At 46.0% G+C, this 21,823-nt stretch carries 29 protein-coding genes; 24 read left to right on the top strand and 5 right to left on the bottom strand.

Going from position 1 to position 21,823, the window contains the following annotated elements; genetic code table 11:
• Positions 1-152: 152 nt before the first annotated feature.
• From EAT1B_RS02755 to EAT1B_RS02730, 6 genes are all read left to right on the top strand, one after another.
• Positions 153-1,109 carry an L-lactate dehydrogenase gene (locus EAT1B_RS02755; protein WP_012726605.1) on the top strand — a complete coding sequence of 319 codons (957 nt, stop codon included), beginning with the start codon at positions 153-155 and terminating at the stop codon, positions 1,107-1,109.
• Positions 1,110-1,232: 123 nt separating this feature from the next.
• Positions 1,233-2,285: a rhomboid family intramembrane serine protease gene (locus EAT1B_RS02750; protein WP_012726604.1), complete on the top strand. Its 1,053-nt coding sequence runs from the start codon at positions 1,233-1,235 to the stop codon at positions 2,283-2,285.
• A gap of 12 nt (positions 2,286-2,297) precedes the next feature.
• Positions 2,298-3,320, top strand: a complete 1,023-nt coding sequence (locus EAT1B_RS02745) for a M42 family metallopeptidase (RefSeq protein ID WP_012726603.1) — start codon at positions 2,298-2,300, stop codon at positions 3,318-3,320.
• A complete protein-coding gene (locus EAT1B_RS02740) occupies positions 3,317-3,511 on the top strand; it encodes a YqgQ family protein (RefSeq protein ID WP_012726602.1) in 195 nt (64 codons plus the stop codon). The genes EAT1B_RS02745 and EAT1B_RS02740 overlap by 4 nt, the downstream gene beginning before the upstream one ends.
• A gap of 93 nt (positions 3,512-3,604) precedes the next feature.
• A complete protein-coding gene (locus tag EAT1B_RS02735; RefSeq protein WP_012726601.1) occupies positions 3,605-4,567 on the top strand; it encodes an ROK family glucokinase in 963 nt (320 codons plus the stop codon).
• Positions 4,568-4,790: 223 nt separating this feature from the next.
• The gene (locus EAT1B_RS02730; RefSeq protein ID WP_012726600.1) at positions 4,791-6,707 is read left to right on the top strand and encodes an LTA synthase family protein; all 1,917 of its coding nucleotides are present in this window, start codon (positions 4,791-4,793) and stop codon (positions 6,705-6,707) included.
• A gap of 114 nt (positions 6,708-6,821) precedes the next feature.
• Here EAT1B_RS02730 and EAT1B_RS02725 read toward each other — a convergent pair whose 3' ends face one another.
• Positions 6,822-7,001, bottom strand: coding sequence for a DUF2759 domain-containing protein (locus tag EAT1B_RS02725; RefSeq protein WP_012726599.1), 180 nt, complete (start codon positions 6,999-7,001; stop codon positions 6,822-6,824).
• Positions 7,002-7,158: 157 nt separating this feature from the next.
• On the opposite strand from EAT1B_RS02725, the gene EAT1B_RS02720 reads away from it, so the two are divergent.
• Positions 7,159-7,776 (top strand): MBL fold metallo-hydrolase, encoded by a 618-nt coding sequence (locus EAT1B_RS02720; protein WP_012726598.1) that lies wholly within the window; start codon positions 7,159-7,161, stop codon positions 7,774-7,776.
• Between the two features lie 32 nt (positions 7,777-7,808).
• Here the strand turns inward: EAT1B_RS02720 and EAT1B_RS02715 are convergent, their stop codons facing one another.
• A complete protein-coding gene (locus EAT1B_RS02715) occupies positions 7,809-8,072 on the bottom strand; it encodes a DUF2626 domain-containing protein (protein ID WP_012726597.1) in 264 nt (87 codons plus the stop codon).
• Positions 8,073-8,321: 249 nt separating this feature from the next.
• On the opposite strand from EAT1B_RS02715, the gene EAT1B_RS02710 reads away from it, so the two are divergent.
• From EAT1B_RS02710 to gcvPB, 13 genes are all read left to right on the top strand, one after another.
• A complete protein-coding gene (locus EAT1B_RS02710; RefSeq protein WP_012726596.1) occupies positions 8,322-8,708 on the top strand; it encodes a Spx/MgsR family RNA polymerase-binding regulatory protein in 387 nt (128 codons plus the stop codon).
• A 58-nt stretch (positions 8,709-8,766) separates the two neighbouring features.
• The gene (locus EAT1B_RS02705; RefSeq protein ID WP_012726595.1) at positions 8,767-9,573 is read left to right on the top strand and encodes an ATPase, T2SS/T4P/T4SS family; all 807 of its coding nucleotides are present in this window, start codon (positions 8,767-8,769) and stop codon (positions 9,571-9,573) included.
• Positions 9,555-10,532 carry a type II secretion system F family protein gene (locus EAT1B_RS02700; RefSeq protein WP_012726594.1) on the top strand — a complete coding sequence of 326 codons (978 nt, stop codon included), beginning with the start codon at positions 9,555-9,557 and terminating at the stop codon, positions 10,530-10,532. Before EAT1B_RS02705 ends, EAT1B_RS02700 begins: the two co-directional genes overlap by 19 nt.
• Before the next feature lie 15 nt (positions 10,533-10,547).
• Positions 10,548-10,850: a prepilin-type N-terminal cleavage/methylation domain-containing protein gene (locus EAT1B_RS02695; protein WP_012726593.1), complete on the top strand. Its 303-nt coding sequence runs from the start codon at positions 10,548-10,550 to the stop codon at positions 10,848-10,850.
• A gap of 20 nt (positions 10,851-10,870) precedes the next feature.
• Complete coding sequence (locus EAT1B_RS02690; protein WP_235439563.1) at positions 10,871-11,278, top strand: prepilin-type cleavage/methylation domain-containing protein; 408 nt, start codon at positions 10,871-10,873, stop codon at positions 11,276-11,278.
• Positions 11,265-11,492, top strand: a complete 228-nt coding sequence (locus EAT1B_RS02685; protein WP_012726591.1) for a hypothetical protein — start codon at positions 11,265-11,267, stop codon at positions 11,490-11,492. Before EAT1B_RS02690 ends, EAT1B_RS02685 begins: the two co-directional genes overlap by 14 nt.
• Positions 11,398-11,922 (top strand): prepilin-type N-terminal cleavage/methylation domain-containing protein, encoded by a 525-nt coding sequence (locus EAT1B_RS02680; RefSeq protein ID WP_081432698.1) that lies wholly within the window; start codon positions 11,398-11,400, stop codon positions 11,920-11,922. The genes EAT1B_RS02685 and EAT1B_RS02680 overlap by 95 nt, the downstream gene beginning before the upstream one ends.
• Positions 11,886-12,185 (top strand): hypothetical protein, encoded by a 300-nt coding sequence (locus EAT1B_RS02675; protein ID WP_041917913.1) that lies wholly within the window; start codon positions 11,886-11,888, stop codon positions 12,183-12,185. Before EAT1B_RS02680 ends, EAT1B_RS02675 begins: the two co-directional genes overlap by 37 nt.
• Positions 12,178-12,666, top strand: coding sequence for a shikimate kinase (locus EAT1B_RS02670; RefSeq protein WP_012726589.1), 489 nt, complete (start codon positions 12,178-12,180; stop codon positions 12,664-12,666). The genes EAT1B_RS02675 and EAT1B_RS02670 overlap by 8 nt, the downstream gene beginning before the upstream one ends.
• Positions 12,663-13,001 carry a hypothetical protein gene (locus EAT1B_RS02665; protein ID WP_012726588.1) on the top strand — a complete coding sequence of 113 codons (339 nt, stop codon included), beginning with the start codon at positions 12,663-12,665 and terminating at the stop codon, positions 12,999-13,001. The genes EAT1B_RS02670 and EAT1B_RS02665 overlap by 4 nt, the downstream gene beginning before the upstream one ends.
• A 148-nt stretch (positions 13,002-13,149) precedes the next feature.
• Entirely contained in the window at positions 13,150-14,226 is a 1,077-nt protein-coding gene (gene gcvT / locus EAT1B_RS02660) for a glycine cleavage system aminomethyltransferase GcvT (protein ID WP_041918054.1), read from the top strand.
• A gap of 25 nt (positions 14,227-14,251) precedes the next feature.
• Entirely contained in the window at positions 14,252-15,589 is a 1,338-nt protein-coding gene (gene gcvPA / locus EAT1B_RS02655) for an aminomethyl-transferring glycine dehydrogenase subunit GcvPA (protein WP_041918053.1), read from the top strand.
• The gene (gene gcvPB / locus EAT1B_RS02650) at positions 15,589-17,064 is read left to right on the top strand and encodes an aminomethyl-transferring glycine dehydrogenase subunit GcvPB (RefSeq protein ID WP_012726585.1); all 1,476 of its coding nucleotides are present in this window, start codon (positions 15,589-15,591) and stop codon (positions 17,062-17,064) included. Before gcvPA ends, gcvPB begins: the two co-directional genes overlap by 1 nt.
• A gap of 40 nt (positions 17,065-17,104) precedes the next feature.
• Here the strand turns inward: gcvPB and EAT1B_RS02645 are convergent, their stop codons facing one another.
• Positions 17,105-17,485, bottom strand: coding sequence for a rhodanese-like domain-containing protein (locus tag EAT1B_RS02645; protein ID WP_012726584.1), 381 nt, complete (start codon positions 17,483-17,485; stop codon positions 17,105-17,107).
• Positions 17,486-17,648: 163 nt separating this feature from the next.
• Here EAT1B_RS02645 and mntR point away from each other — a divergent pair, with 163 nt between their 5' ends.
• On the top strand, positions 17,649-18,077 hold the full coding sequence (mntR, locus tag EAT1B_RS02640; RefSeq protein ID WP_012726583.1) for a transcriptional regulator MntR: 429 nt from the start codon (positions 17,649-17,651) through the stop codon (positions 18,075-18,077).
• A 174-nt stretch (positions 18,078-18,251) separates the two neighbouring features.
• Positions 18,252-18,779: a hypoxanthine phosphoribosyltransferase gene (gene hpt / locus EAT1B_RS02635; RefSeq protein ID WP_012726582.1), complete on the top strand. Its 528-nt coding sequence runs from the start codon at positions 18,252-18,254 to the stop codon at positions 18,777-18,779.
• Positions 18,780-18,802: 23 nt separating this feature from the next.
• Here the strand turns inward: hpt and EAT1B_RS02630 are convergent, their stop codons facing one another.
• Together EAT1B_RS02630 and EAT1B_RS02625 are read right to left on the bottom strand one after the other, a co-directional pair.
• Positions 18,803-19,213, bottom strand: a complete 411-nt coding sequence (locus EAT1B_RS02630) for an SA1362 family protein (protein ID WP_012726581.1) — start codon at positions 19,211-19,213, stop codon at positions 18,803-18,805.
• 14 nt (positions 19,214-19,227) lie between these two features.
• Positions 19,228-20,169: a DUF1385 domain-containing protein gene (locus tag EAT1B_RS02625; RefSeq protein ID WP_012726580.1), complete on the bottom strand. Its 942-nt coding sequence runs from the start codon at positions 20,167-20,169 to the stop codon at positions 19,228-19,230.
• A 141-nt stretch (positions 20,170-20,310) separates the two neighbouring features.
• On the opposite strand from EAT1B_RS02625, the gene aroQ reads away from it, so the two are divergent.
• Together aroQ and EAT1B_RS02615 are read left to right on the top strand one after the other, a co-directional pair.
• Positions 20,311-20,748 (top strand): type II 3-dehydroquinate dehydratase, encoded by a 438-nt coding sequence (gene aroQ / locus EAT1B_RS02620; protein WP_012726579.1) that lies wholly within the window; start codon positions 20,311-20,313, stop codon positions 20,746-20,748.
• On the top strand, positions 20,744-21,811 hold the full coding sequence (locus tag EAT1B_RS02615) for a Xaa-Pro peptidase family protein (protein WP_041918052.1): 1,068 nt from the start codon (positions 20,744-20,746) through the stop codon (positions 21,809-21,811). Before aroQ ends, EAT1B_RS02615 begins: the two co-directional genes overlap by 5 nt.
• Positions 21,812-21,823 lie beyond the last annotated feature (12 nt).

The following is a 21,823-nucleotide window of genomic DNA, read 5'->3' as shown; positions in this document are numbered from 1 at the left end:
AAGGTGTTCCAAATGAATGTGAATATTGTCACAATATCGCCAAAGTGAAAACGGTTTCCGCTGTAGTTAGAGTTTGTGAATGATGTTACAATCTATTTGTAACAGAGATAACAAAAACATGAAACAGATTGTTCGAAGGGTGGAGAATCATTATGGAAACATTAAATCATGCTAAAGTAACACGAGTCGCACTTGTAGGGGCAGGGGCAGTAGGTGCGAGTTTCGCTTACCAATTGACGACAGCTAGTCTATGTGAAGAACTTGTCATCATCGATATCAATAAAGCGAAGGCAGAAGGAGAAGCGATGGATTTGAACCATGGGGTTTCATTCGCTTCATCACCGATGCGCGTCTGGGCAGGGGATTACTCGGATTGTGGCGTCGCTGATATCGTGGTCATCACGGCTGGCGCACCACAGCGTCCAGGTGAAACACGTCTTGACCTCGTTGAAAAGAATGCAAAGATCATGAAATCCATGATTTCAGACATTATGGACTCTGGTTTTGACGGAATTATCATCATTGCTTCAAACCCGGTCGACATCATGACTCATCTCGCATGGAAATATTCTGGTCTTCCGAAACATCGTGTCTTCGGTTCAGGAACCGTGTTAGATACATCTCGCTTGCGATACATGCTCGGTGACTATTTCAACGTCGACCCGCGCAACTGTCATGCCTACATCATGGGTGAGCATGGCGATACGGAGTTTGCTGCCTGGAGCAACGCGCGTATTTATGGAAAATCAGTCGAACAACTACTTGAAGAGCACGATGAGTACAGCTGGGAAGACCTTGAAGATATTTATGTCAACGTTCGTGACGCAGCATATCATATCATCGAACGTAAAGGTGCGACGTACTATGCGATTGGACTCGGCCTCCTTCGGTTGGTCAAGGCTGTCCTTCGTAACGAGAACACGTTGTTGACAGTCGGTGCCCATCTTGATGGGGAGTATGGGTTACATGATATCCATATCGGTGTGCCAGCAATCATCAACCGTCAAGGTGTGCGTGAAGTCGTAGAGATTGAGTTGTCACAAGAAGAGCATGAGAAAATGCAACATTCTGCGAACGTACTCATGAAAACGATGGAACCTGTCTTGTAATCTCCATCCTTTGGAAACCCGTAGCCATATGGTTACGGGTTTTTATACATATAGAACGAATCATCGTTTGGTCGTGGGTCGTGTCGTGATTTACAATAGAATTGAGAGAGAGGAGGGGTTTCTTTGGCGACAACTTGTTTTTGGGAAGATATTTATCGAAGAGTCGAAAACGGTGGGCGAATTGAAGGCATACTCGAACCCTCCCGTGCGGTCATCTTATTCGATACGAAAGCAGGTGATCGGTATGATTTGTTCATTCAGACTGAAAAAGCATGGGCGAATCACGTTGGGATGGATATACACGCGATTTTGAACGCATTTCGCTTATCTCGCATCGGGCGGAAACGATTGACCATTCATGTTTATGGTGAGCGTCTCGTGGATGAAGAGCGTGTAGACTCGTTGACGTTCCAAATCCCTGCGAAAGTGACATTGTCCCGTTCGATTTGCACACCGACTATGGAAGAAGACCGGTTCCGACTGCTGGCGGTCTCCCTCGACCGAAAAAAGAAGGCGGAGCTGAAGAAACGATTTTCTTTCGGGAAACCACAAGTGGTGTATGGGCTACTGTTCGTCACCTTTTTAGTCATGTGGTTAGCTGAATCGGTCGGTTCGACGCTTGATCCGAACACGCTGGTCGCATTCGGGGCCAAAGTGAACCCGTTGATTGAACAAGGGGAATGGTGGCGTTTGATTACACCGATGTTCCTGCATATCGGTTGGTTCCATTTTGCGATTAATATGTTTGCACTCTGGTCGCTCGGTCCGCTCGTCGAACGGATGTACGGCTCCATACGATTTTTAATCATCTATCTGCTCAGTGGAATATTAGCGACATCCGCATCGTTTGCATTCAGCGAATCGATATCAGCAGGCGCTTCAGGAGCGTTATTTGGATTGGTCGGTGCGCTCTTATACTTTGGGTTGCGTGATCGTTCTCTCTTCATGAAGACGCTCGGACCTCCGCTCTTTATTATGTTAGGATTAAACGTAGGACTTGCGTTTGTATTAGGTGCAGGTCTTGACCATTTCGCACATGCGGGAGGTCTGATTGGAGGTTTTGTCGTTTCTGGAGTCGTCGGGCTACCGGATGAGAAGAACCGTATACAACGAATCTTATTTTCCGTACTCACCATCTCGATGTTTGGACTATTCGTCGGGTACGGATTTTGGTAAGGGGAGAATTCAATGATTGAAACATTAAAAACACTCGTTAACATCCCGAGTCCTTCCGGGATGACGGAAGAGGCCATCCGCTTCGCGGAGCAAGAATTGAATGCATTGGGTGTCAAGACGTCACGTCTACATAAAGGGGCACTGCTGGCCACATTTTCAGGTCGTTCTGACAAGGCGCGTCTGTTGACGGCACACGTGGACACACTCGGTGCGATGGTCAAAGACATCTTGCCGAGCGGGCGTCTTCGTTTGACTCAAGTGGGAGGATACGCATGGACGGCGATTGAGGGAGAGAACTGCCTCGTCCACCGTGAAGAAGGAGAGGCGATTGAAGGGACGATCTTGATCCATCAGTCGAGTGTTCACGTCTATAAGGACACGAACTCTGCCGAGCGATCTGCATCAAACATCGAAGTCCGATTGGATGAAAAAGTGCATTCTCGTGAAGATGTGACGGCGCTTGGGATTGAAATCGGGGACTTCGTTTCATTCGATCCACGCTTTCGAGTGACCTCTTCAGGATACGTGAAATCACGCCACTTGGATGATAAGGCGTCGGTCGCCATTCTATTGGACCTTGCGAAAGACTTAATCCGTTATGACTTACCGCATACCGTTCACTTCTTGATTTCGAATTATGAAGAGGTCGGATTTGGAGGGAACGCGGGTATTCCGGAAGACGTCGTGGAATACATTGCCGTTGATATGGGCGCGCTCGGGGATGGACAGCATTCCGATGAGTACACAGTCTCGATTTGTGCCAAGGATTCGTCTGGACCGTATGATATCGGGTTACGACGGAAGTTCACGGCGTTGTGTAAAGCTCATGAGATCCCGTATAAGGTAGATATTTATCCGTATTATGGGTCAGATGCGTCGGCGGCGATTCGAGCAGGGTATGATGTGCGACATGCCTTGATTGGGCCAGGAATCGAATCGAGCCATAGTTATGAGCGAACGCATGTGTCATCAATGGAAGCAACGAGAGAATTGTTAAATCGTTATGTACAATCGACGATGGAGGAAGAAGCATGAAAAACTTTTATGATGTCCAACAGTTTTTAAAATCGTTCGGTACCATTATTTACATCGGAGAACGGGATGCTGAAATCTCACTCATGATGATGGAACTCGACGAATTGTATGAAGGGGGCATCATCGAACAACGTGTGTACGATACGGCCAAAATCATTTTGACCCACGAATTAAAAAATTCAACAGATTGACAGAAATCCCCTTAGTGCAAAGGGTTGCACTAAGGGGATAATAGTGTACACTATTCAATGAAAGCGATTTAGTTGAGATGAGGAGTGAACGGTATGAAATGGTTATTAGGTATCGACATCGGTGGTACGACGGTGAAGATGGCCGTTTTAGACATGAACGGCATCATTTCGGATAAGTGGGAAGTCAAAACGGATATTCGAGAGAATGGTGTACATATTCCAAAAGACATCGCAGCTTCTTTTGAAACATACTTACAAACATCAGGTAAGAAGAAAGAAGATTTTGCGGGTGCGGGAATCGGGGCACCAGGATTCGTCAACTTCTCAGAAGGAGTTGTCGAATATTCTCCGAACATCGGGTGGAAAGATTTTGCTCTCGTGAGTGAGTTCGAAAAAGCAGTCGGTCTTCCGGCCGTGCTCGAAAATGATGCGAACGCCGCGGCCCTTGGTGAGATGTGGAAAGGTGCCGGCGAAGGGGCATCAGAATTATTGGCGATCACGCTCGGTACAGGTGTCGGTGGTGGCGTGATCACGAACGGAAATATCGTTCATGGGACGGCAGGAATGGCCGGAGAAATCGGGCATATTACCGTGGAACGAGACGAAACGAAAGCTGTGAAGTGTGGTTGTGGTCGCCTCGGGTGTATTGAGACGATTGCTTCAGCGACCGGCATCTCGCGTTTGGCGTTACAGAAGCGTAAAAATCAAGATACTTCATTAAACGAGTTAAAAGAAGTGACTGCACGTGACGTGTTTGAAGCATATAAGGCTGGTGACTCGATCGCGACAGAAGTCATTGAAGAGATGACGGAATACCTCGGCTTGACCATCTCAAACATCGCGAACACGCTCAATCCGAAAATGATTGTCATCGGTGGAGGTGTCTCAAAAGCTGGTGACGCGTTATTGGAGCCGCTTGATGCACAGTTCAAACGGTTTGCGCTCGAGCGGGTATACGAGTCGACAACATTCAAAATCGCTGAACTCGAAAACGATGCCGGTGTGATTGGATGTGCTTGGCTGGCACGGAAACACTTCCTTCCGACACGAGTATGAAACGGACGCGTCTGCACATTGCAGGCGTGTTTTTTTGTGGGAAAGGGTATGGGATATTGTAAAATTTGTAACGTCACAGTTGATTTTTTATTAAAAAAGGGGTAAGATTTGGACTTGATACTGGACGTGTACTATTCAATCCGAATTGTACAATGAATGAACAAATATAAAAAGAATGGCAACTAAAACATGCCGAAAACTGAAAAGAGGAGGAGACCGTCAGATGAATTCATCTCAACGCTTTTCGAAGCTATCGACGAGACTGAACGACACGGTCCGCGCTTCGTTTCAAGAATATCGTCTATTTTGGATTTTTACGTTATTGCTTTGGACGAAGACGTATATCGTCTATCAATTTTTCTTCAACATTCCGATTGAAAACACCGCACAAGCTTTTATCTTACTGATTAGCCCGATCAGTTCGACACTATTCTTGTTTGCCTTCCATTTCTTCTTTAAAGGAAACAAACAAAAATGGGTGCTCTACACGCTCTATGCGATTGCATCGTTTATCTTGTTTGCGGACGCCGTGTATTATCGGGAATTCACGGACTATTTGACAATGCCTGTCATCATGCAACCATCGAACATGGAGACGTTATCGACATCATTCACTTCGCTTCTTGAATGGAAAGATTTAATCATTCTTGGTGACGTGTTTGTCCTTCCGTTTATCTTATGGCGAATGAACATGAAAGAGAATGCAGCTTCACATCGACGTGCGCTCGTCACATTCGTCGTAGCGGTCTCTGTCTTCTTGTTCAACCTTTCGTTAGCAGAAACGGAACGACCTGAATTGTTGACTCGTTCATTTGACCGTGAGCTGTTGGTGAAAAACATCGGAACATTTAACTTCCATGTGTATGATGCCATGCTCCAAACGAAAACATCGGCTCAAAAAGCGATGGCGGATGAATCAGAACTCGCAACGATTGAACAATTCACCCGTCAAAACTATGCGGCGCCGAATCCGGATTTATTCGGAAAATATAAAGGGAAAAATGTCATCGTGGTTTCATTCGAATCTGCGCAGAATTTTACTCACAACATGAAGGCACCGAATGGAGAGTACATCACGCCGAACTTGAACAAACTGATTGAAGAGTCTCACTACTGGCCGAATTACTACCATACAGTCGGTCAAGGGAAGACTTCTGATGCTGAGTTCGCACTCGATAACTCACTATATGGACTCCCGCGTGGTGCTGTATACTTTACGAACGCCGATAATGAATATCAAGCGCTCCCAGAGTTGGTCAAGGACGAAAATTATTACTCAGCCGTGTTCCATGCGAATAACAAATCGTTCTGGAACCGTGATCAAATGTACAAGAACATTGGCGTCGATCAATTCTTTGATGAAAAGAGTTATGACCTCGGGAATCCTGAAGATATGACAGAATGGGGTCTCTTAGATGATAGCTTCTTCGAGCAATCCATTCCAATGCTTCAAGAATTGCCTGAACCGTACTACGCGAAGTTCATCACATTGACGAACCACTTCCCGTACACGATGCCAAGTGAAGACTATGAGCTTGTACCAAAATTTGAAACGAGCTCAACTACGTTGAACAACTTCCCGCAAGCACTAGCTTATCAAGATTACGCACTCGGTCTCTTCATCGACCAGTTGAAAGAGAACGGAATGTGGGAAGATACAATCTTTGTCGTCTACGGTGACCATTACGGTATTTCGACGAACCACAACAGTGCGATGGCCGAGCTACTCGGCAAAGATGAGTTGACACCATTCGACGTGGCGAAGTTGCAACAAGTTCCGTTTGCCATTCACTTGCCTGACCAGAAAGAAGGGGAAGTGCATGAGACGATCGGTAGTCATGTCGACATGAAACCGACCATCTTGCACTTACTCGGAATCGACACGTCAGATACGATTGGATTCGGAAACGACTTATTCTCTGAAAATCGAAACAGTCGAGCGATTTTCCGCGATGGAACGGTCGTGACGGATGAATATGTTTGGACACAGTCGACATGTTATAACGCGACTTCTGGTGAAGTTGTCGAAGACACATCGTTATGTGGTCCGATGACGGAAGAAGCGGAAAAAATCTTGCAAATGAACGATGATTTGATTTACTCCGACTTACTCCGTTTCAAAGAACAAACTGAAGAATAATAAGTACGGACCAAGTCACATAGTGATTTGGTCCGTTTTATGTAGAGGGAATGAACGTATAGAAAGGCATAAAAAAAGCGACCGAAGTCGCTTGATGATTGCGTATGCGAATCATTAACCTGGAATTCCACCGTAGATCAACGTGGCGACACCAAAGAATCCGAATACGAGTACAGTTAAACCTGCAAATACGAGCGGAAAGAATTGGCGCTTTTGGAATGAACGAAGCATTCCCCAAATAGCCACAATCGCGACGATGACGGAAATCCATCCGAACGGTTCATACAAATGCATGACGAGTTCCCCCTTTAATTATACGTCATGAAATTCATAAAAATTTCACTGAAATATCATTATTATTTTATCCGATTATAGAGTCGCTGTCGAGCAAAGGTTGACATCGAAACAATTTTGCCACAATATTGTTTTGAATAAGAAGGGGATGAATCCAATGCAAATCAAAAAGATTACGTCTGGCTTGGCACAAGAGAACGGCTATGTCATTGAAAAAGACGGCACAGTCGTCGTCATTGACCCCGGAACGGATGACCCGAGGTTCTTCGACACGATCGAACGTTTCGGTACACTATCCGCCGTCCTGTTAACTCATGCGCACTTCGATCATATCGGAGGAATTGATGCGCTCCGTGAACGTTACCAGGTGCCAGTCTATGTACACCGCTTAGAAGCAGATTGGCTGACAGATGGCGAAAAGAATGGCGCTTCTGCGTTCAACTTGCCGATGCCTTCAATGAAACCGTCAGAAAAAACATATGAAGGCGATGTATTGGAAATTGGGAACATCGTATTTCGAATCTATCATACACCGGGTCATTCCCCAGGGAGTGTCGTATTGTATATGGATGATGAAAGAATCGCCTTTTGTGGCGACTTGATCTTTAAGCAATCCGTCGGACGGACAGACCTGTTTGGTGGAGACCAGTCGACATTAATGGGGTCCATCGATCGGATGAAGCAGCTCCTTCCTGATGAGACGACTCTATACTCGGGGCATGGTCCTCAGACGACACTAGAAGAAGAAAAGCGGACAAATCCGTTCTTCACATAAAAAAAGATTGTCTCCGGCGAGACAATCTTTTTTTACATTTGGAAGTTGCTCCAATACGTAAAGACAACGAAGAAAATTGTCAAATACGCACCAAAGACATATACATACGTTTTTTCAGTTAGCTTTAAGTAACCAAGAGCGACGAAGAAAATCGTTTGTGCTAAGAAGACAAGTCCCATAACGATAAAGTCGCCAGTATGTTCACTACTACTTTGGTCGCCGCCTAGTGCGCCTACGAAAGCAAGTGCCGCCACTAGTCCAGTCCAAAAGCCTAGGACACGAAACATTCTTGCCATGTTAATCCCCCCATACGTGCATTATTCCATTCTCATTCACTATTTTACCAACACATTCGAAAAAATGCTATGGAAACGTGATAATTGAGCAAAATAATCGTGAAAAATATGTGAAATCATTTCGGTAAATAAAGTTGTACAAAATTTATAAAAAAGTTGCACAAAACATGTACAAACGGGGTATAGAGATGTATAATCAACTTATACAAAATGAGCGAAGTGAAAGTTGAATGAGGGAGGAACATAAAAATGGCATCAGAACTAATGTTTTACACGTATCCAAGCTGTACTTCTTGTCGGAAGACGAAAGCGTTTTTACAGGAACAAGAACTTCAAGTGAGTGAGCGTCACATTTTCAGAGATGCACCAACAGTTGATGAATTGTTGCAACTCCTTGCAATTAGTGAGGAAGGAGTCGACTCTCTCCTTGCGACACGAAGCCAGGCCTTCAAACAACTTGATGTTGACGTGGAGGATTTGAAATTAAGCGAGCTTCTGAAGCTGATGAGCGAAAACCCAAAACTTTTGAAGCGTCCAATCTTAACTGATGGAAAAGAAGTGATTGTCGGATATGACAAGGTTTCAATCGAAACATATGCACGTCGCCACAACACTGCAGCGGTTCAAGTTTCATAAAACAAGTCCACTTTCAACATAGTGGGCTTTTTTTTATGCTTGTATCGAGGTGAACGAGATGAAGGAACTCATTGAGGATTTAGTAGATGCAGCACGTCAAATCGGTGCGAGTGATCTTCATTTTATACCCGATGCAAACCAAGTGAAGGTTCAAGTCCGTTCTGCTAGTAAGCTTGCTGCGCTTCAATCGATGGATGCAGAGCTGTATGATCGTCTTACATATCATATGCGATATTGGTGCTCACTACCTGAATCTAATCAACGCATTCCACAATCCGGGGTCTATGAATTGAATCAAGATGTCATCCGGGTGACCTTTCTCCCGTCGTTCGCCCAGACGTTAATGTCTTGGCGCATTCCCCATGACACGTTTGAACTCCAGCACCTGTTACAATCACACGATGTGGAACGATTTCAGAAAGTCGTGGCATCACATCATGGTCTTTTCTTTATTGGGGGTTCTACCGGAGCAGGTAAGACGACGGTACTGTATGCCCTGTTGAATCAGCTGAAGCATGAGCGAATTGTGACGATTGAAAATCCTCCTGAACAAATGGTCGATGGTGTCATTCAGCTGGAAGTGAATGCTAAGGCTGGACTCAGCCATCGACACTTGTTGAAAGAGACGCTTCGCGCCGACCCGGATATCATCGTGATTGGCGAGGTACGGACCGATGAAGAATTGATGGTCGCATACGATGCGTCGCTCAGTGGGCATTTGACGATTACAACCTTTCATACCGCATCGATTCAGGATGGGGAAAAGCGGCTGATGCAACTTCTTGGTAAGGTGACCGTGGAAAGACATTGGTGTGTACTGACTCGAAATCAGGAGGTGACTTGCGAATGGTCGACGTTCCGGTAATCCCATCGATCCGACTGATTCATCGTTTTCTTCGTCTACAATCACGAGGCGTGTCATTGAAAGTGACCATGGAGACGCTTGAACTTCATGAGAAGGGAAAAATGAAAGACTGTATTCGAGAGATGAGGATTCGTCTAGAAGCGGGTGTGAGTTTGTCTGAGGTATTTTCCATCTTGATCACGAATCGGCAGATGCAAGAGATTTTACATACGGCGGACCACAACGGACGATTTATGGATGGATTGTCGCAAGTGGCGATGGTGCTCGAGATGCGACAACGGTTAAAGCAGGAGCTGCGGAGGCTAATTCGCTATCCGTTGATTATCTTCTTCATCCTACTTGCATTAGGCATGATTTATGCCTTATACATTTTCCCGAAATTAATGGGGATGGTAGATGTCTCGTCGCATGGCGGTGTGGGGTCGATTCTATTGTCGAATTGGTTCTTTCCTGTACTGTTTTCTATATTCGTGGCAATCTCGGTTCTCATATATGGATTCCATCGTCGAGGAGTAGAGCTCCCTTTTTACGTATGGAGACGTGGGAAAACACTTTATATGACCTATGTGTTTGTAAGTGAGTTGTCCTTGCTCCAACATACTGAAACGAATATCAGGCAGATTATCAGTCGGCTAGCCGAGGAACAGGGGGAAATGGCAGAGATGGCCAAGCGAATTCACCATCGCATGTCTGAAGGTGAAGGGATTGAAGCGGCGACGAGGTGTGAACCGTTTATCGATCATGAGGTCGTGAGTCTATTAGGTGTGGGTTCGATGAGTGGGGAACTTGGTAAATTGATGTCTCTTCATCGCGATCTTGTATTCGAAGAGATGGAGCAATATAGTCGGGGTTTGATTGAGAAAATTGAACCGTCTTTATACGGCATCCTCAGTGTCATGATCGGTGTTCTTTTTTACACACTCTATTTACCGGTCAAACTCATTATGGCTCAATTGTGAAAGGAGAAAGATGAAATGAAGGAAGAGCGTGGGTTCACATTAGTTGAGATGGCGGCAGTATTACTCATTATATCCGTTCTTCTCTTATTGCTTGTCCCTTCTTTGTCGGACGGGAAATCTCGTGCTGACCAAGTGAGTTGCGAAGGTAGCGTTCGAATCGTTGAATCTGAAATCAATTTGCACTACGCGGAACATAAGGCCTATCCTGAAACGTTAGAAGTGATTAAGCGTGCATCGGCTGCAGATCCACTCATTTATAGCTGTCAATCCTCGACCTATACGTATTCTCCGACTGATGGCTCCTTAAAAAAACAATGAAAGGCTACACCTTGGTCGAAATGACATGGGTACTTGTCGTATTGTCGTTCTTAGTATTGATGAGTGCACCGATTACGAGACCGTTCGAACGAATGGAACTCTACAATTTTACGGATTCATTGGTAGCGAATATTCAAGAAGCTGGGCAATTTCCCTATATTTCAGAAGAGGGAGATTGTGTGCCGCGATTGATTTGGATTTCGAAACAACAAACTTATCTGATTGTGTGTGGGAGAGAGATCGTCAGGGAGGTTGATGTTCCTGATGGGGTGGATGTATATCTTCCGACGTACAACACGTTGACCTTTTCACAAGCGACCGCCTCTTATGCGGGACAATGGAAATTCGTCAGTGGAAAGACATCGGTGACGCTCAAATTTCGAATCGGGACGTATGAGCCGGAGGTGATTATTCGTGAAAGTGGATGAATCGGGTTTCTCGTTATGGGAGCTGACTGTCAGTCTTGCGGTCATCATGGGATGGATGGCATCCTTTGTCGTGCAAGGGAACGAACGAATCCAACGGTTGAGTGACACGCTTTTCATCTATGAACGATTACAAGGAGAGGTTCTGCTTGAAGCCACTGAACCAACAGGGCGTGAGCAAGTGTGTGAGAAAGGATTTTGTTTACCGACATTATGAAAAGGGCTTTACGATGATTGAAATGACGGTCGTTTTGCTGATCCTTCCCATATTTCTTTTCCTTTTGGTTGAACTGCTCACGCTCGGTCAACATCTTTATGAACAGCCTAAATGGAATCATCATACGACGCCTCAACTGATTGTGCGCCGTCTGATGGATAGCGAGAACTGTCGTGTTGACGAAGGGCGGTTACGAGGTGATTTCGTCAAATCGGATGAGGAGCGGTGGTCATGGACAATCAAACAAGTAAATGGCAATTTGGTCATGGTCGGAGATGGAGGAGGAAACTTACTCTTTTTAAGAGGAATCGAGCAGTATCATGTCGAAACGGTCGGAAAGGGTTTTCAAATCGCATGGACCGATTCATCGTTCAGAAGAGAGCGGCACGTCATGTGCATGAAACAGGATTCTTTCTCGTCATCACCTTGACCATCGTTGTTTGGTTACTCGGGGCCGCGTTATTTTGGTATACTGATGTGGAACGAACGACGAGGCGACTGTCAGAGGAAATCTTAGCGATTCGCTTCGAATCGCATCTCTTATTGGCGAAGGAGCGTTGCGGTGATCGACCGTTAACGCTGCATAAACCAACGGGAACTCTGACGTGTCGTCCGATTGCACCGAATCGTACTGAAGTGAATATCGTGCTAACATCTGGTGAACGGCATAAAGAGGTGATTGTTTATGAATGATAACCCGTTTTATATCGTGGGGTTTATGGGTACAGGTAAATCTACCTTATTCTCGTTTCTGAAAGAATATGGGGAGGTCATCGATCTTGATTTAGTCATTGAGTCCATGACTGGGATGGAGATCGCTACATATTTTGACCGCTACGGTGAGTCTGCGTTTCGTGATGTTGAGTCAAAAGTACTGCAACAAGTCACTGCTGACTATATCCTGACCGGTGGTGGAGTGGTGGAACGCTCTGAAAATATATGTTGGATGCGAGAACGTGGTACGATGATCCATTTAAATCTTCCGTTCGACATGTGTTGGGAACGAATCAAAGATTCTGCGCGGCCACTTGTTAAAAGAGGACGGGAGGATGTTCATGCGTTGTTTCAACGACGTGATCAATTATATCGAAAAGCGAGTGTATCCATCGATGCATCTCAATCGCCTGAAGACATCGCCAAGCAAATCATCCGTATAAAGGGGGAAAAAGTATGATTTGGATTAATTTTGCCATCATCGTATTTTCATTAATCGGACTTGGGATATATGGTTATCTCTTGTTCAAAAACAAAATGAAACCAGAATTTGGTCGTTTGAATCGTCTGACGGAACGTTTTAAAATTCGGGCGGATGTGATTGGTCAACAGGTCAATGAAATCAAAGGGCACGTGGATGCGGTCAATCGATCCGTTACTCAAATAAAAGAGTTTGGGGTCAATGCGAAGAATGAATCGATTGAATTAAAGCAAGCCGCCGTTGAGCTAACTCATGAAATCAAACGGACAGCGGGAATTGAACGTTCTGACGTTTCCACCGAGTCGAAAATATGAAATAATGAGGATGAAAACGTTTTCGTTTTTCATCCTTTTTCTTTTTCGCTTTTTTACCTATGCAGAAGGAATAAAAATTGTTAAAGTGGAATGGAAAACGAAAGATTTCAAAAACAAAAGCATTTTATGTTCGGGATTGGGGGATATTATGGAAAAGGTTACTTTGAAACGTACGCCTTTGTTCGATTTGATTGAACCGAAGGCGAAGATGGTTGATTTTGCGGGATTTGAAATGCCGATTATGTTCTCTTCGATTAAAGAAGAGCATTTGGCTGTACGTCAAAACGTGGGGATGTTTGATGTATCTCACATGGGAGAAATTCGAATCGAAGGGCCGGATGCGCTTGAGCAAGTTCAAAACTTGGTGACGAATGATATCTCGAAGATTAAAGTTGGTCAAGCCCAGTATAACCTTCTCTGTCTTGAAGACGGCGGTGTGGTGGACGATTTGCTTGTCTATCGATTAGATGAGGACGCTTATTGGCTCGTCGTCAATGCTTCAAATATTGAAAAGGACGAAGCCCACATTCGTCGATACGTCAAGGGTGACGTGGTTGTGACAAATGAATCTGATGAATATGGTCAGATTGCGATTCAAGGACCGAATGCACAATCCGTACTTCAAACTATCACAAATGTGGCACTCGACGAAATCGGGTTCTTCAAATTCATGAATGGGGACGTGGCGGGTGTGCCATCGATCATCTCTAGAAGTGGGTATACTGGGGAAGATGGTTTCGAGATTTATGCTCGAGCAGAAGCGATTTCTGCCATCTGGGAAGCGCTTGAAGCCGAGGGTGTTACCCCATGTGGGCTGGGCGCACGCGATACATTACGTTTCGAAGCGTGCTTGCCGCTTTACGGTCATGAGTTGGATGAGTCGGTCACGCCATTCGAAGCGAATCTCAATTTTGCAGTTAAGCTAGATACTGATTTTGTTGGTAAGGAAGCACTCGTCACTCAAAAAGAGAATATTCCGAATCGATTGATCGGATTGAAATTGCTCGGTCGTGGGATTGCCCGCCAAGGGGCGCAAGTTGAATTGGATGGGAATGTAATCGGCGTTGTCACGACCGGTACGATGCCTCCGACTGTAAATGAATCAATCGCATGGGCACGAGTCGATGCACGTTACAAAGATGAAGAGCGTTTTGTCATCGACATCCGTGGCAAAAAGATTGAAGCCGAACGCGTACCGACACCTTTCTATAAACGAACGAAATGAAACAGGGGGATTCAGAATGAACAGAATGGAATTTCGTTATTTACCGATGACCGAACAAGATGAACGAGACATGTTAGAGACAATCGGCGTCGATTCAATCGAAGCGCTTCTTTCAGATATTCCAGAAACACTTCGCGAACAAGCATCATTGGCGGCGATTGGGGCTCCGCTTCCGGAAGTCGATCTCGTTCGTCATATGACGAAGTTGGCTGATAAAAACAAACATACGAAATCATATCCGAGCTTCCTTGGAGCAGGGATGTACGATCATCTTTCGCCAAGTGTGATGAACCATATGCTTTTGCGTTCTGAATTCTATACGGCGTATACGCCATATCAACCTGAGATTTCACAAGGTGAACTTCAGGCGATGTTCGAATTCCAAACAATGATTTGTGAGTTGACAGAAATGGACGTTGCGAACTCTTCGATGTACGACGGAATCACGGCTCTCGCTGAGGCGACTTACCTAGCGAGCGCGCAGACGAAGAAAAAACGTGTCGTCGTCTCTGGTGCAGTGCATCCTGAAGCGAAGGACGTAATCCGTACGTATGCTGACGGACCGGGGCTATCCGTTGACTACACAGATGTGGTGAACGGGGTGACGGACGTGTCAGACCTTGATTTGACGGATGCGTCGTGTCTTGTCGTACAATATCCAAACTTCTACGGTCGTATTGAAGACTTAGAAACATTGGCAGAATTGGCTCATGAAGCCGGTGCACTCTTCGTCGTTTCGAGCAACCCGCTCGCCCTCGGAATTCTTGAGTCACCAGGAGCACTCGGTGCGGACATCACGGTCGGAGATGCACAGCCATTCGGTATTCCGCAAAGTTTTGGTGGACCGTCATGTGGATACTTCGCGGTCAAAAAATCTTTGATGCGTAAACTACCGGGACGACTTGTTGGTCAAACGGTCGATGAGGACGGCAAACGCGGATTCGTGTTGACGCTCCAGGCGCGTGAACAGCACATTCGTCGTGATAAAGCGACATCCAATATCTGTTCGAACCAAGCGCTTAACGCATTGGCTGCTTCGATTACGATGTCCGCTTTAGGAAAATACGGAATTCGTGATATGGCCGTTCGGAATATTCAAACTGCTCATTATATGAAAGAAGCGTTAAAAGCTGCAGGATTCAACATCGTGGACGAAGGACCGATGTTCAATGAGTTCGTGGTGGATTTTGGACGTGACGCAGAAGAAGTATCGCGCCATCTGCTCGAGCATGGCATGATTGGTGGTCTACCGCTTGGTACGTATGAAGGGGAGCGTCAGACACAGATGTTGGTTTGCGCGACGGAATTGCGCACGAAAGAAGAGATTGATCAGTTTGTCGAAGTGGTTGGGGGGATGAAATAATGCAACACGAGCAAACGCTAATTTTTGAAGTATCACGTGAAGGACGGACTGGATATAATTTGCCGACACCGACTGTCCCAGAGGTTGACCTTGAGACGTTGTTACCGGCTACGATGATTCGAAAAGAGGCGGCGGAACTTCCGGAAGTATCTGAACTCGATGTCGTTCGCCATTACACGTCTCTATCTACACGAAACCATGGGGTCGATTCAGGCTTCTATCCGCTCGGTTCGTGTACGATGAAATATAATCCGAAAGTGAACGAAGATATGGCTCGTCTTCCTGGCTTTGCACATATTCACCCGTTGCAACCGGTTGAGACGATTCAAGGTGCGCTCGAACTCATGGTGGACTTACAGGAGCAACTCGCTGAAATTACAGGAATGGACGAAGTCACACTCCAACCAGCGGCAGGGGCGCATGGGGAATGGACGGGACTCATGTTGATCAAAGCGTTCCATGAACGTAATGGGGATACGGCTCGTACGAAAGTACTCGTTCCAGACTCGGCGCACGGAACGAACCCGGCGTCCGCAGTCGTTGCTGGATTCGAGACGGTGACCGTCAAGTCGGATGAGCGCGGTCTCGTCGATTTGGATGATTTGAAGGCAAAAGTTGGAGCGGATACAGCTGCGCTCATGCTGACAAACCCGAATACGCTTGGACTATTCGAAGCGGATATTCTTGAAATCTCAAAAGTCGTTCATGAAGCTGGCGGGAAGCTTTATTATGATGGCGCGAACTCAAACGCGATTCTCGGAATCGCACGTCCGGGGGACATGGGCTTTGACGTCGTTCACTTGAACCTGCATAAGACGTTCACGGGTCCTCACGGCGGTGGAGGTCCAGGCTCAGGTCCAGTCGGGGTAAAACGTGACTTAATCCCATTCCTACCGACTCCAATCGTGACGAAAACAGATGATGGATATGGTCTCGATTACGACCGACCACACTCAATCGGTCGAATCAAACCATTCTATGGAAACTTCGGGATCAACGTCCGAGCTTACAGCTATATCAAGACGATGGGCGCAGAAGGATTGACGCGGGTATCACGTGAAGCGGTCCTCAACGCAAACTATATGTTCGCGCGACTAAAAGATGCGTTCGACGTGCCATATGATACGTATTGCAAACATGAGTTTGTCTTGTCAGGCAAACGTCAAAAAGCCCTTGGTGTTCGTACTCTCGACATCGCTAAACGTCTTCTTGACTTCGGTTACCACCCACCGACAATCTATTTCCCGTTAAATGTCGAGGAATGTATCATGGTGGAGCCAACAGAGACAGAATCAAAAGAAACACTTGATGCGTTCTGTGATGCGATGCTCCAGATTGCGAAAGAGGCGGAAGAGAATCCGGAGATCGTTCAGACGGCTCCTCATACGACGGTCGTCAAACGGATGGACGAGACACTCGCTGCCCGTAAACCGGTCTTAAAATATGAGCGTCGTGAGGCGTCATCTGTAAAATAAAAATGGGCGAGTCGATGATTGAATCGACCCGCCCGTTTTTTTATGCTTTTTTAATCTTACCCTTCCAGTTCTTGAAACCGCCTTCGAGCATGTAGATGTTGTTGTATCCGTTCTTCATCAGGAGTTTAGCGGCCTGGTTTGAACGTGAACTACCTTGGCAGTAAATCAAAATCGGCTGATCTTTGCGCAGTTCTTTCATGCGTAGTTTCATTTGGCCGACCGGGATATTCCGAGCACCAACGATATGTCCACCTTTGTATTCGTTCGGTTCACGCACGTCAATCAACTGACCTTTACGGAGTGAGGCGCGGAATTCTTCTTGTTTCATTTTTTTCAACCCGCGAGCTGGCATGAAACGCCATACGATGTAGGCGATCAAGGCAACCCATAGGAGGATGACGAGGATTGTTTCGAGTCCCATAGATGTTCTTCCCTTCTCTTTCAAAGTTACCATATCTCATTATAATGAATTTAAGGTCATGAGACAATGATTGACTCAATCAATCGGGGCTTTCCCTTTCGATTTCATTCTAGTTAGGATAAAATAAAGAATGGAAACCGGAACATAAGGGGAGGTCGTGCCCATGCCGACACCGAGTATGGAAGATTATTTAGAACGTATTTATTTGTTGATGTCAGAGAAAGGCTATGCGCGTGTATCTGATATTGCGGAACATTTAGGGGTCCATCCCTCCTCTGTCACCAAAATGGTTCAAAAGTTGGACCGTGAAGAATATCTGGTGTATGAAAAGTATCGTGGTCTTATGCTTACAAAAAAAGGTCAAAAAGTAGGGAAGCGATTGGTCGAGCGTCATGCGATGCTCGAGTCTTTTTTACGTCTAATCGGAGTGGATGAGGCAGATGTGTACGAGGATGTCGAGGGAATCGAACACCATCTCAGCTCGAACACGCTTGACTGTATGACACAATTTGTGGAATTTTTTGAAGATAAGCCTGAGCTCATGGATCAATTCAGAGAATTTAGGGAACAAGAGCGAGCTTCAGAGGAATAATATGTGAAAAGCGACAATCGACCTCGATTGTCGCTTTTTATTTGGTTCACCATCGCTAAAATACGAACGAATCATTCATATTTATCATAGAATGTATATTTTTTAGTTATTATTATGTTAAGATGAATCGTGGATTGAATAGATAGGGGGTGACGGCGAACATTCGCCGGATAAATGAAGATTCAAATCAAAGGAAAACTGTTTGATGAACAGCAGATTCAAACACGTGTGAAAGAGTTGGCTGAAGAAATTGAGAACGATGCAGAAGGAACACCGATCGTGATCGTCGCCGTGTTAAAGGGTTCGATGGTCTTTGCGGCAGACTTGATGCGATACATGAAAGGCAGCGTTCAGCTCGATACGGTCGCGACGTCTTCTTACGGGAAAAAGACGGTCTCGAGTGGGAGTGTGCAGCTTCGGAAGGACTTGGATTTAGATGTGGAAGGAAAGTATGTCGTCATTATCGAGGACATCATCGACACGGGACAGACGTTGAAATTCTTGTGTAAACATATGGAACTCCATCAACCGAAACAGTTGAAAATTTGTACGCTTCTCGACAAGCCGGCGCGTCGACTCGTTCAATTGGACGCAGACTATGTCGGGTTCGAAATTCCTGATGAGTTTGTCATCGGATATGGGATCGATTATGCGGAGCAATATCGGAATCTTCCATATATCGGATATGTAGAGACGACATAAAAAGGAGCGCCGCGGCGCTCCTTTTACATGTTTGCTTTCTTTTTCTTCTTGCCTTTTTTTCCTTCAATCACTGTTAAGTGTGGAGGATTGCTACGATGTACGGTTGAACGTTTAGATAACTTGGTGACGTTCGAACCAGGTTTCTTCGCTTTCCGGTTTTTAGCGGAAGCGGAAGGTTTGACTTGAGGACCACGACTTCCCTGCATTCGTTTTTTTGAGGCTTGCGCGGTTTTACGATAGCGTGCATCTTCTGCAGACATACGTGGTGCCATGAAGACGCGATAGATCACATAAAAGACTAACCCGAATATCCCGATGAACAACAATTGTCTAAACAGGCGACCCGGATCGGTGGCAAGCATATGCCCGACCCCGATGAAGCCAAGGATAAACACGATTGTTGCAGCGATCGAACCGACTCTTTGTCTGATCATGGTGCTTCCTCCTCTTATCCCTCTCTATGAATGACCGATTCTCCTAACTCTTTTCGTTCCCATGTCTCAAATGCTTCAATCGCGACTTGAATCTGCTCATCATTCGGCTCTCGTGTCGTCAATAATTGGAGCGACAGGCCCGGTTTGCCGAGGATTGACAGAAAGCGATGGTCGCGGAAACGATTGGTAAACTGAAGGACTTCAAATGAGATTCCGATGACGACCGGCAATAGCGCGATTCGGCTGACGAGTCGCAACCAGAGCGGGTCGATTGGCACAATCATGTAAACGCCAATCCCGACGAAGACGGTGAATAAAATGAAGCTCGAGCCACAGCGATAATGCAATCGCGAGCTTTGGCGTACTTGTTCAACCGTGACCGGACGACCGGACTCATAGCAATTGATGACTTTATGCTCAGCGCCGTGATATTGGAAGACGCGCTTGATCAGTGGCGTCAATGATATCAAGTAAAGGTAGCTGAGTAACAATACTAATTTTATTCCCCCTTCAAGGAGGTTTTGAATCACATGTCCGGAAAATAAAGGCACGTCTTGAAACATAGCCGCGAGCAGTGCGGGCGTCACATTGAAAATCAATTTACCAAACACGTATGAGATGACACCGACGATTGCGATGAAGGCAATCATCCAGATGCTCTGTTTTTGGTCTTCGCTCGTGTTCGTATCTTCACTCGGGTCGACATCGTATCGATCGCTCGCAAAGTTCATATGTGCAGAACCGTTCTTTAACGATTCGTAAAGCGCGACAATCCCTCTTAAGAACGGTACTTTTTTTAACGATTGGACCCAAGGGACAAGAATGCGCGCTTGCTCGAATGTTTCGATCGAGCCATCTTTTCGCCGGATGGCAGATGCGCTTTCAGAGCGGCCTTGAAACATGACGCCTTCCACGAGCGCCTGTCCCCCGACTGGGATGGTTGGTTTAGAATTCATTCACTTTCCTCGATTCTTCAAATGTTGTACTTGAATTATACCGTGATTTGTAAAAAAAACGAAAGGGCAGAAGGCTCGATTCACGTTCTTTCGATAAATTTGTTACAATAGATAAGACTTGACGAACGAGGGGGAAGAAGGTTGCGGATTTTAGTTTTAAATGGACCGAATTTAAATCTACTGGGTCGTCGTGAACCGGATGTATATGGCGATGTGTCGTTGAAAGGATTGGCGGCAGAACTGATGTTGCGCGCTCCAGAAGACGTTGAACTCACCTTTAAACAATCGAATCATGAGGGAGATTTAATTGATGCGCTACATGACGCTTTTGATTATGAGGGTGTCATATTGAATGCGGGTGCCTATACGCATACATCGATTGCGATCCGGGATGCCATATCCGCTATCGCTGCCCCGGTCGTTGAAGTACATATCTCGAACGTGCATGCGCGCGAGACCTTTCGGCATGAGTCAAAACTTGCTGCCGTCTGTATCGGTGTCATTACCGGTTTTGGACTCACGAGCTATACGTTAGCGATGCATGCACTAATCGAACATTGGAGGAATCGACATGATTGAACGCGTAAACAAACTGCAAGCACAGTTAGAAGAAAACGAAATTGATGCGTTGCTCGTCACAAAACGTGAGAATATCCGCTACTTATCTGGTTTCACAGGATCGAGCGGTGTCATCGTCATCACGTCGAATTCGGCAAGTTTTATCACGGACTTCCGTTACACGGAACAGGCGAACGATCAAGTGAAAGGGTATGACATCATCGAGCTTGATACGTCACTCATCAAGTCGGTAGCAGATGTCGTGTCACGTGAATCCATCAAGCGCCTTGGCATTGAGCAGGATGCGATGACAGTGGGGCAATATCGTGCCTATGAAAAAGAAGTGGACGCTCAACTTATTGAAACGTCTGGAATCGTAGAAAAACTGCGCTTGATTAAGGATGAATCAGAGATTAAGATTATGAAGGAAGCTGCGGCAATCGCTGATGCGGCGTATGCCCATATCCAGACGTTCATCCGTCCTGGTCGTACCGAAAGAGAAGTCGCGAACGAACTTGAAATGTTCATGCGTTCAAAAGGTGCCGACTCGTCATCGTTCGACATGATTGTCGCCTCGGGTCTCCGTTCGGCGCTACCGCACGGTGTGGCCAGCGATAAAGTCATCGAAACTGGAGAATTGGTTACGCTTGATTTCGGGGCTTACTATAAAGGGTACTGCTCAGATATCACGCGTACGCTTGCAATCGGTCCGATTTCGGATGAGTTGCGTCAAATCTACGATACGGTACTCCGTGCTCAACTTGCTGGCGTAGAAGGCACACGAGCCGGAATCACTGGCATTGAGGCGGATGCGTTGACACGCGATATTATTAAAGAAGCTGGATATGGCGAATACTTCGGCCACTCGACAGGACATGGTCTCGGAATGGAAGTGCATGAGGCCCCAGGATTATCGTTCCGTTCGGAAACGGTGCTCGAACCTGGTATGGTCGTGACGATCGAGCCGGGTATTTACATCAATGGCGTCGGTGGTTGCCGAATTGAAGACGATGTCGTCATCACAGAAGACGGATGCTACCGTCTGACACAGTCGCCAAAAGAGTTAATTACGATTGAGGCATAAGCTTCATCTGAA

This window comes from Exiguobacterium sp. AT1b (assembly GCF_000023045.1).
Classification (GTDB): Bacteria; Bacillota; Bacilli; order Exiguobacteriales; family Exiguobacteriaceae; genus Exiguobacterium.
This window is presented reverse-complemented; position numbering and strand designations above follow the sequence as displayed.

Coding starts and splice junctions, on each gene's coding strand:
- EAT1B_RS02755 (WP_012726605.1), top strand. CDS start 153: ATGGAAACATTAAATCATGCTAAAGTAACACGAGTCGCACTTGTAGGG.
- EAT1B_RS02745 (WP_012726603.1), top strand. CDS start 2,298: ATGATTGAAACATTAAAAACACTCGTTAACATCCCGAGTCCTTCCGGG.
- EAT1B_RS02740 (WP_012726602.1), top strand. CDS start 3,317: ATGAAAAACTTTTATGATGTCCAACAGTTTTTAAAATCGTTCGGTACC.
- EAT1B_RS02735 (WP_012726601.1), top strand. CDS start 3,605: ATGAAATGGTTATTAGGTATCGACATCGGTGGTACGACGGTGAAGATG.
- EAT1B_RS02730 (WP_012726600.1), top strand. CDS start 4,791: ATGAATTCATCTCAACGCTTTTCGAAGCTATCGACGAGACTGAACGAC.
- EAT1B_RS02725 (WP_012726599.1), bottom strand. CDS start 7,001: ATGCATTTGTATGAACCGTTCGGATGGATTTCCGTCATCGTCGCGATT.
- EAT1B_RS02720 (WP_012726598.1), top strand. CDS start 7,159: ATGCAAATCAAAAAGATTACGTCTGGCTTGGCACAAGAGAACGGCTAT.
- EAT1B_RS02715 (WP_012726597.1), bottom strand. CDS start 8,072: ATGGCAAGAATGTTTCGTGTCCTAGGCTTTTGGACTGGACTAGTGGCG.
- EAT1B_RS02710 (WP_012726596.1), top strand. CDS start 8,322: ATGGCATCAGAACTAATGTTTTACACGTATCCAAGCTGTACTTCTTGT.
- EAT1B_RS02705 (WP_012726595.1), top strand. CDS start 8,767: ATGAAGGAACTCATTGAGGATTTAGTAGATGCAGCACGTCAAATCGGT.
- EAT1B_RS02700 (WP_012726594.1), top strand. CDS start 9,555: ATGGTCGACGTTCCGGTAATCCCATCGATCCGACTGATTCATCGTTTT.
- EAT1B_RS02695 (WP_012726593.1), top strand. CDS start 10,548: ATGAAGGAAGAGCGTGGGTTCACATTAGTTGAGATGGCGGCAGTATTA.
- EAT1B_RS02690 (WP_235439563.1), top strand. CDS start 10,871: ATGACATGGGTACTTGTCGTATTGTCGTTCTTAGTATTGATGAGTGCA.
- EAT1B_RS02680 (WP_081432698.1), top strand. CDS start 11,398: ATGAACGATTACAAGGAGAGGTTCTGCTTGAAGCCACTGAACCAACAG.
- EAT1B_RS02670 (WP_012726589.1), top strand. CDS start 12,178: ATGAATGATAACCCGTTTTATATCGTGGGGTTTATGGGTACAGGTAAA.
- EAT1B_RS02665 (WP_012726588.1), top strand. CDS start 12,663: ATGATTTGGATTAATTTTGCCATCATCGTATTTTCATTAATCGGACTT.
- gcvT (WP_041918054.1), top strand. CDS start 13,150: ATGGAAAAGGTTACTTTGAAACGTACGCCTTTGTTCGATTTGATTGAA.
- gcvPA (WP_041918053.1), top strand. CDS start 14,252: ATGGAATTTCGTTATTTACCGATGACCGAACAAGATGAACGAGACATG.
- gcvPB (WP_012726585.1), top strand. CDS start 15,589: ATGCAACACGAGCAAACGCTAATTTTTGAAGTATCACGTGAAGGACGG.
- EAT1B_RS02645 (WP_012726584.1), bottom strand. CDS start 17,485: ATGGGACTCGAAACAATCCTCGTCATCCTCCTATGGGTTGCCTTGATC.
- mntR (WP_012726583.1), top strand. CDS start 17,649: ATGCCGACACCGAGTATGGAAGATTATTTAGAACGTATTTATTTGTTG.
- hpt (WP_012726582.1), top strand. CDS start 18,252: ATGAAGATTCAAATCAAAGGAAAACTGTTTGATGAACAGCAGATTCAA.
- EAT1B_RS02630 (WP_012726581.1), bottom strand. CDS start 19,213: ATGATCAGACAAAGAGTCGGTTCGATCGCTGCAACAATCGTGTTTATC.
- EAT1B_RS02625 (WP_012726580.1), bottom strand. CDS start 20,169: ATGAATTCTAAACCAACCATCCCAGTCGGGGGACAGGCGCTCGTGGAA.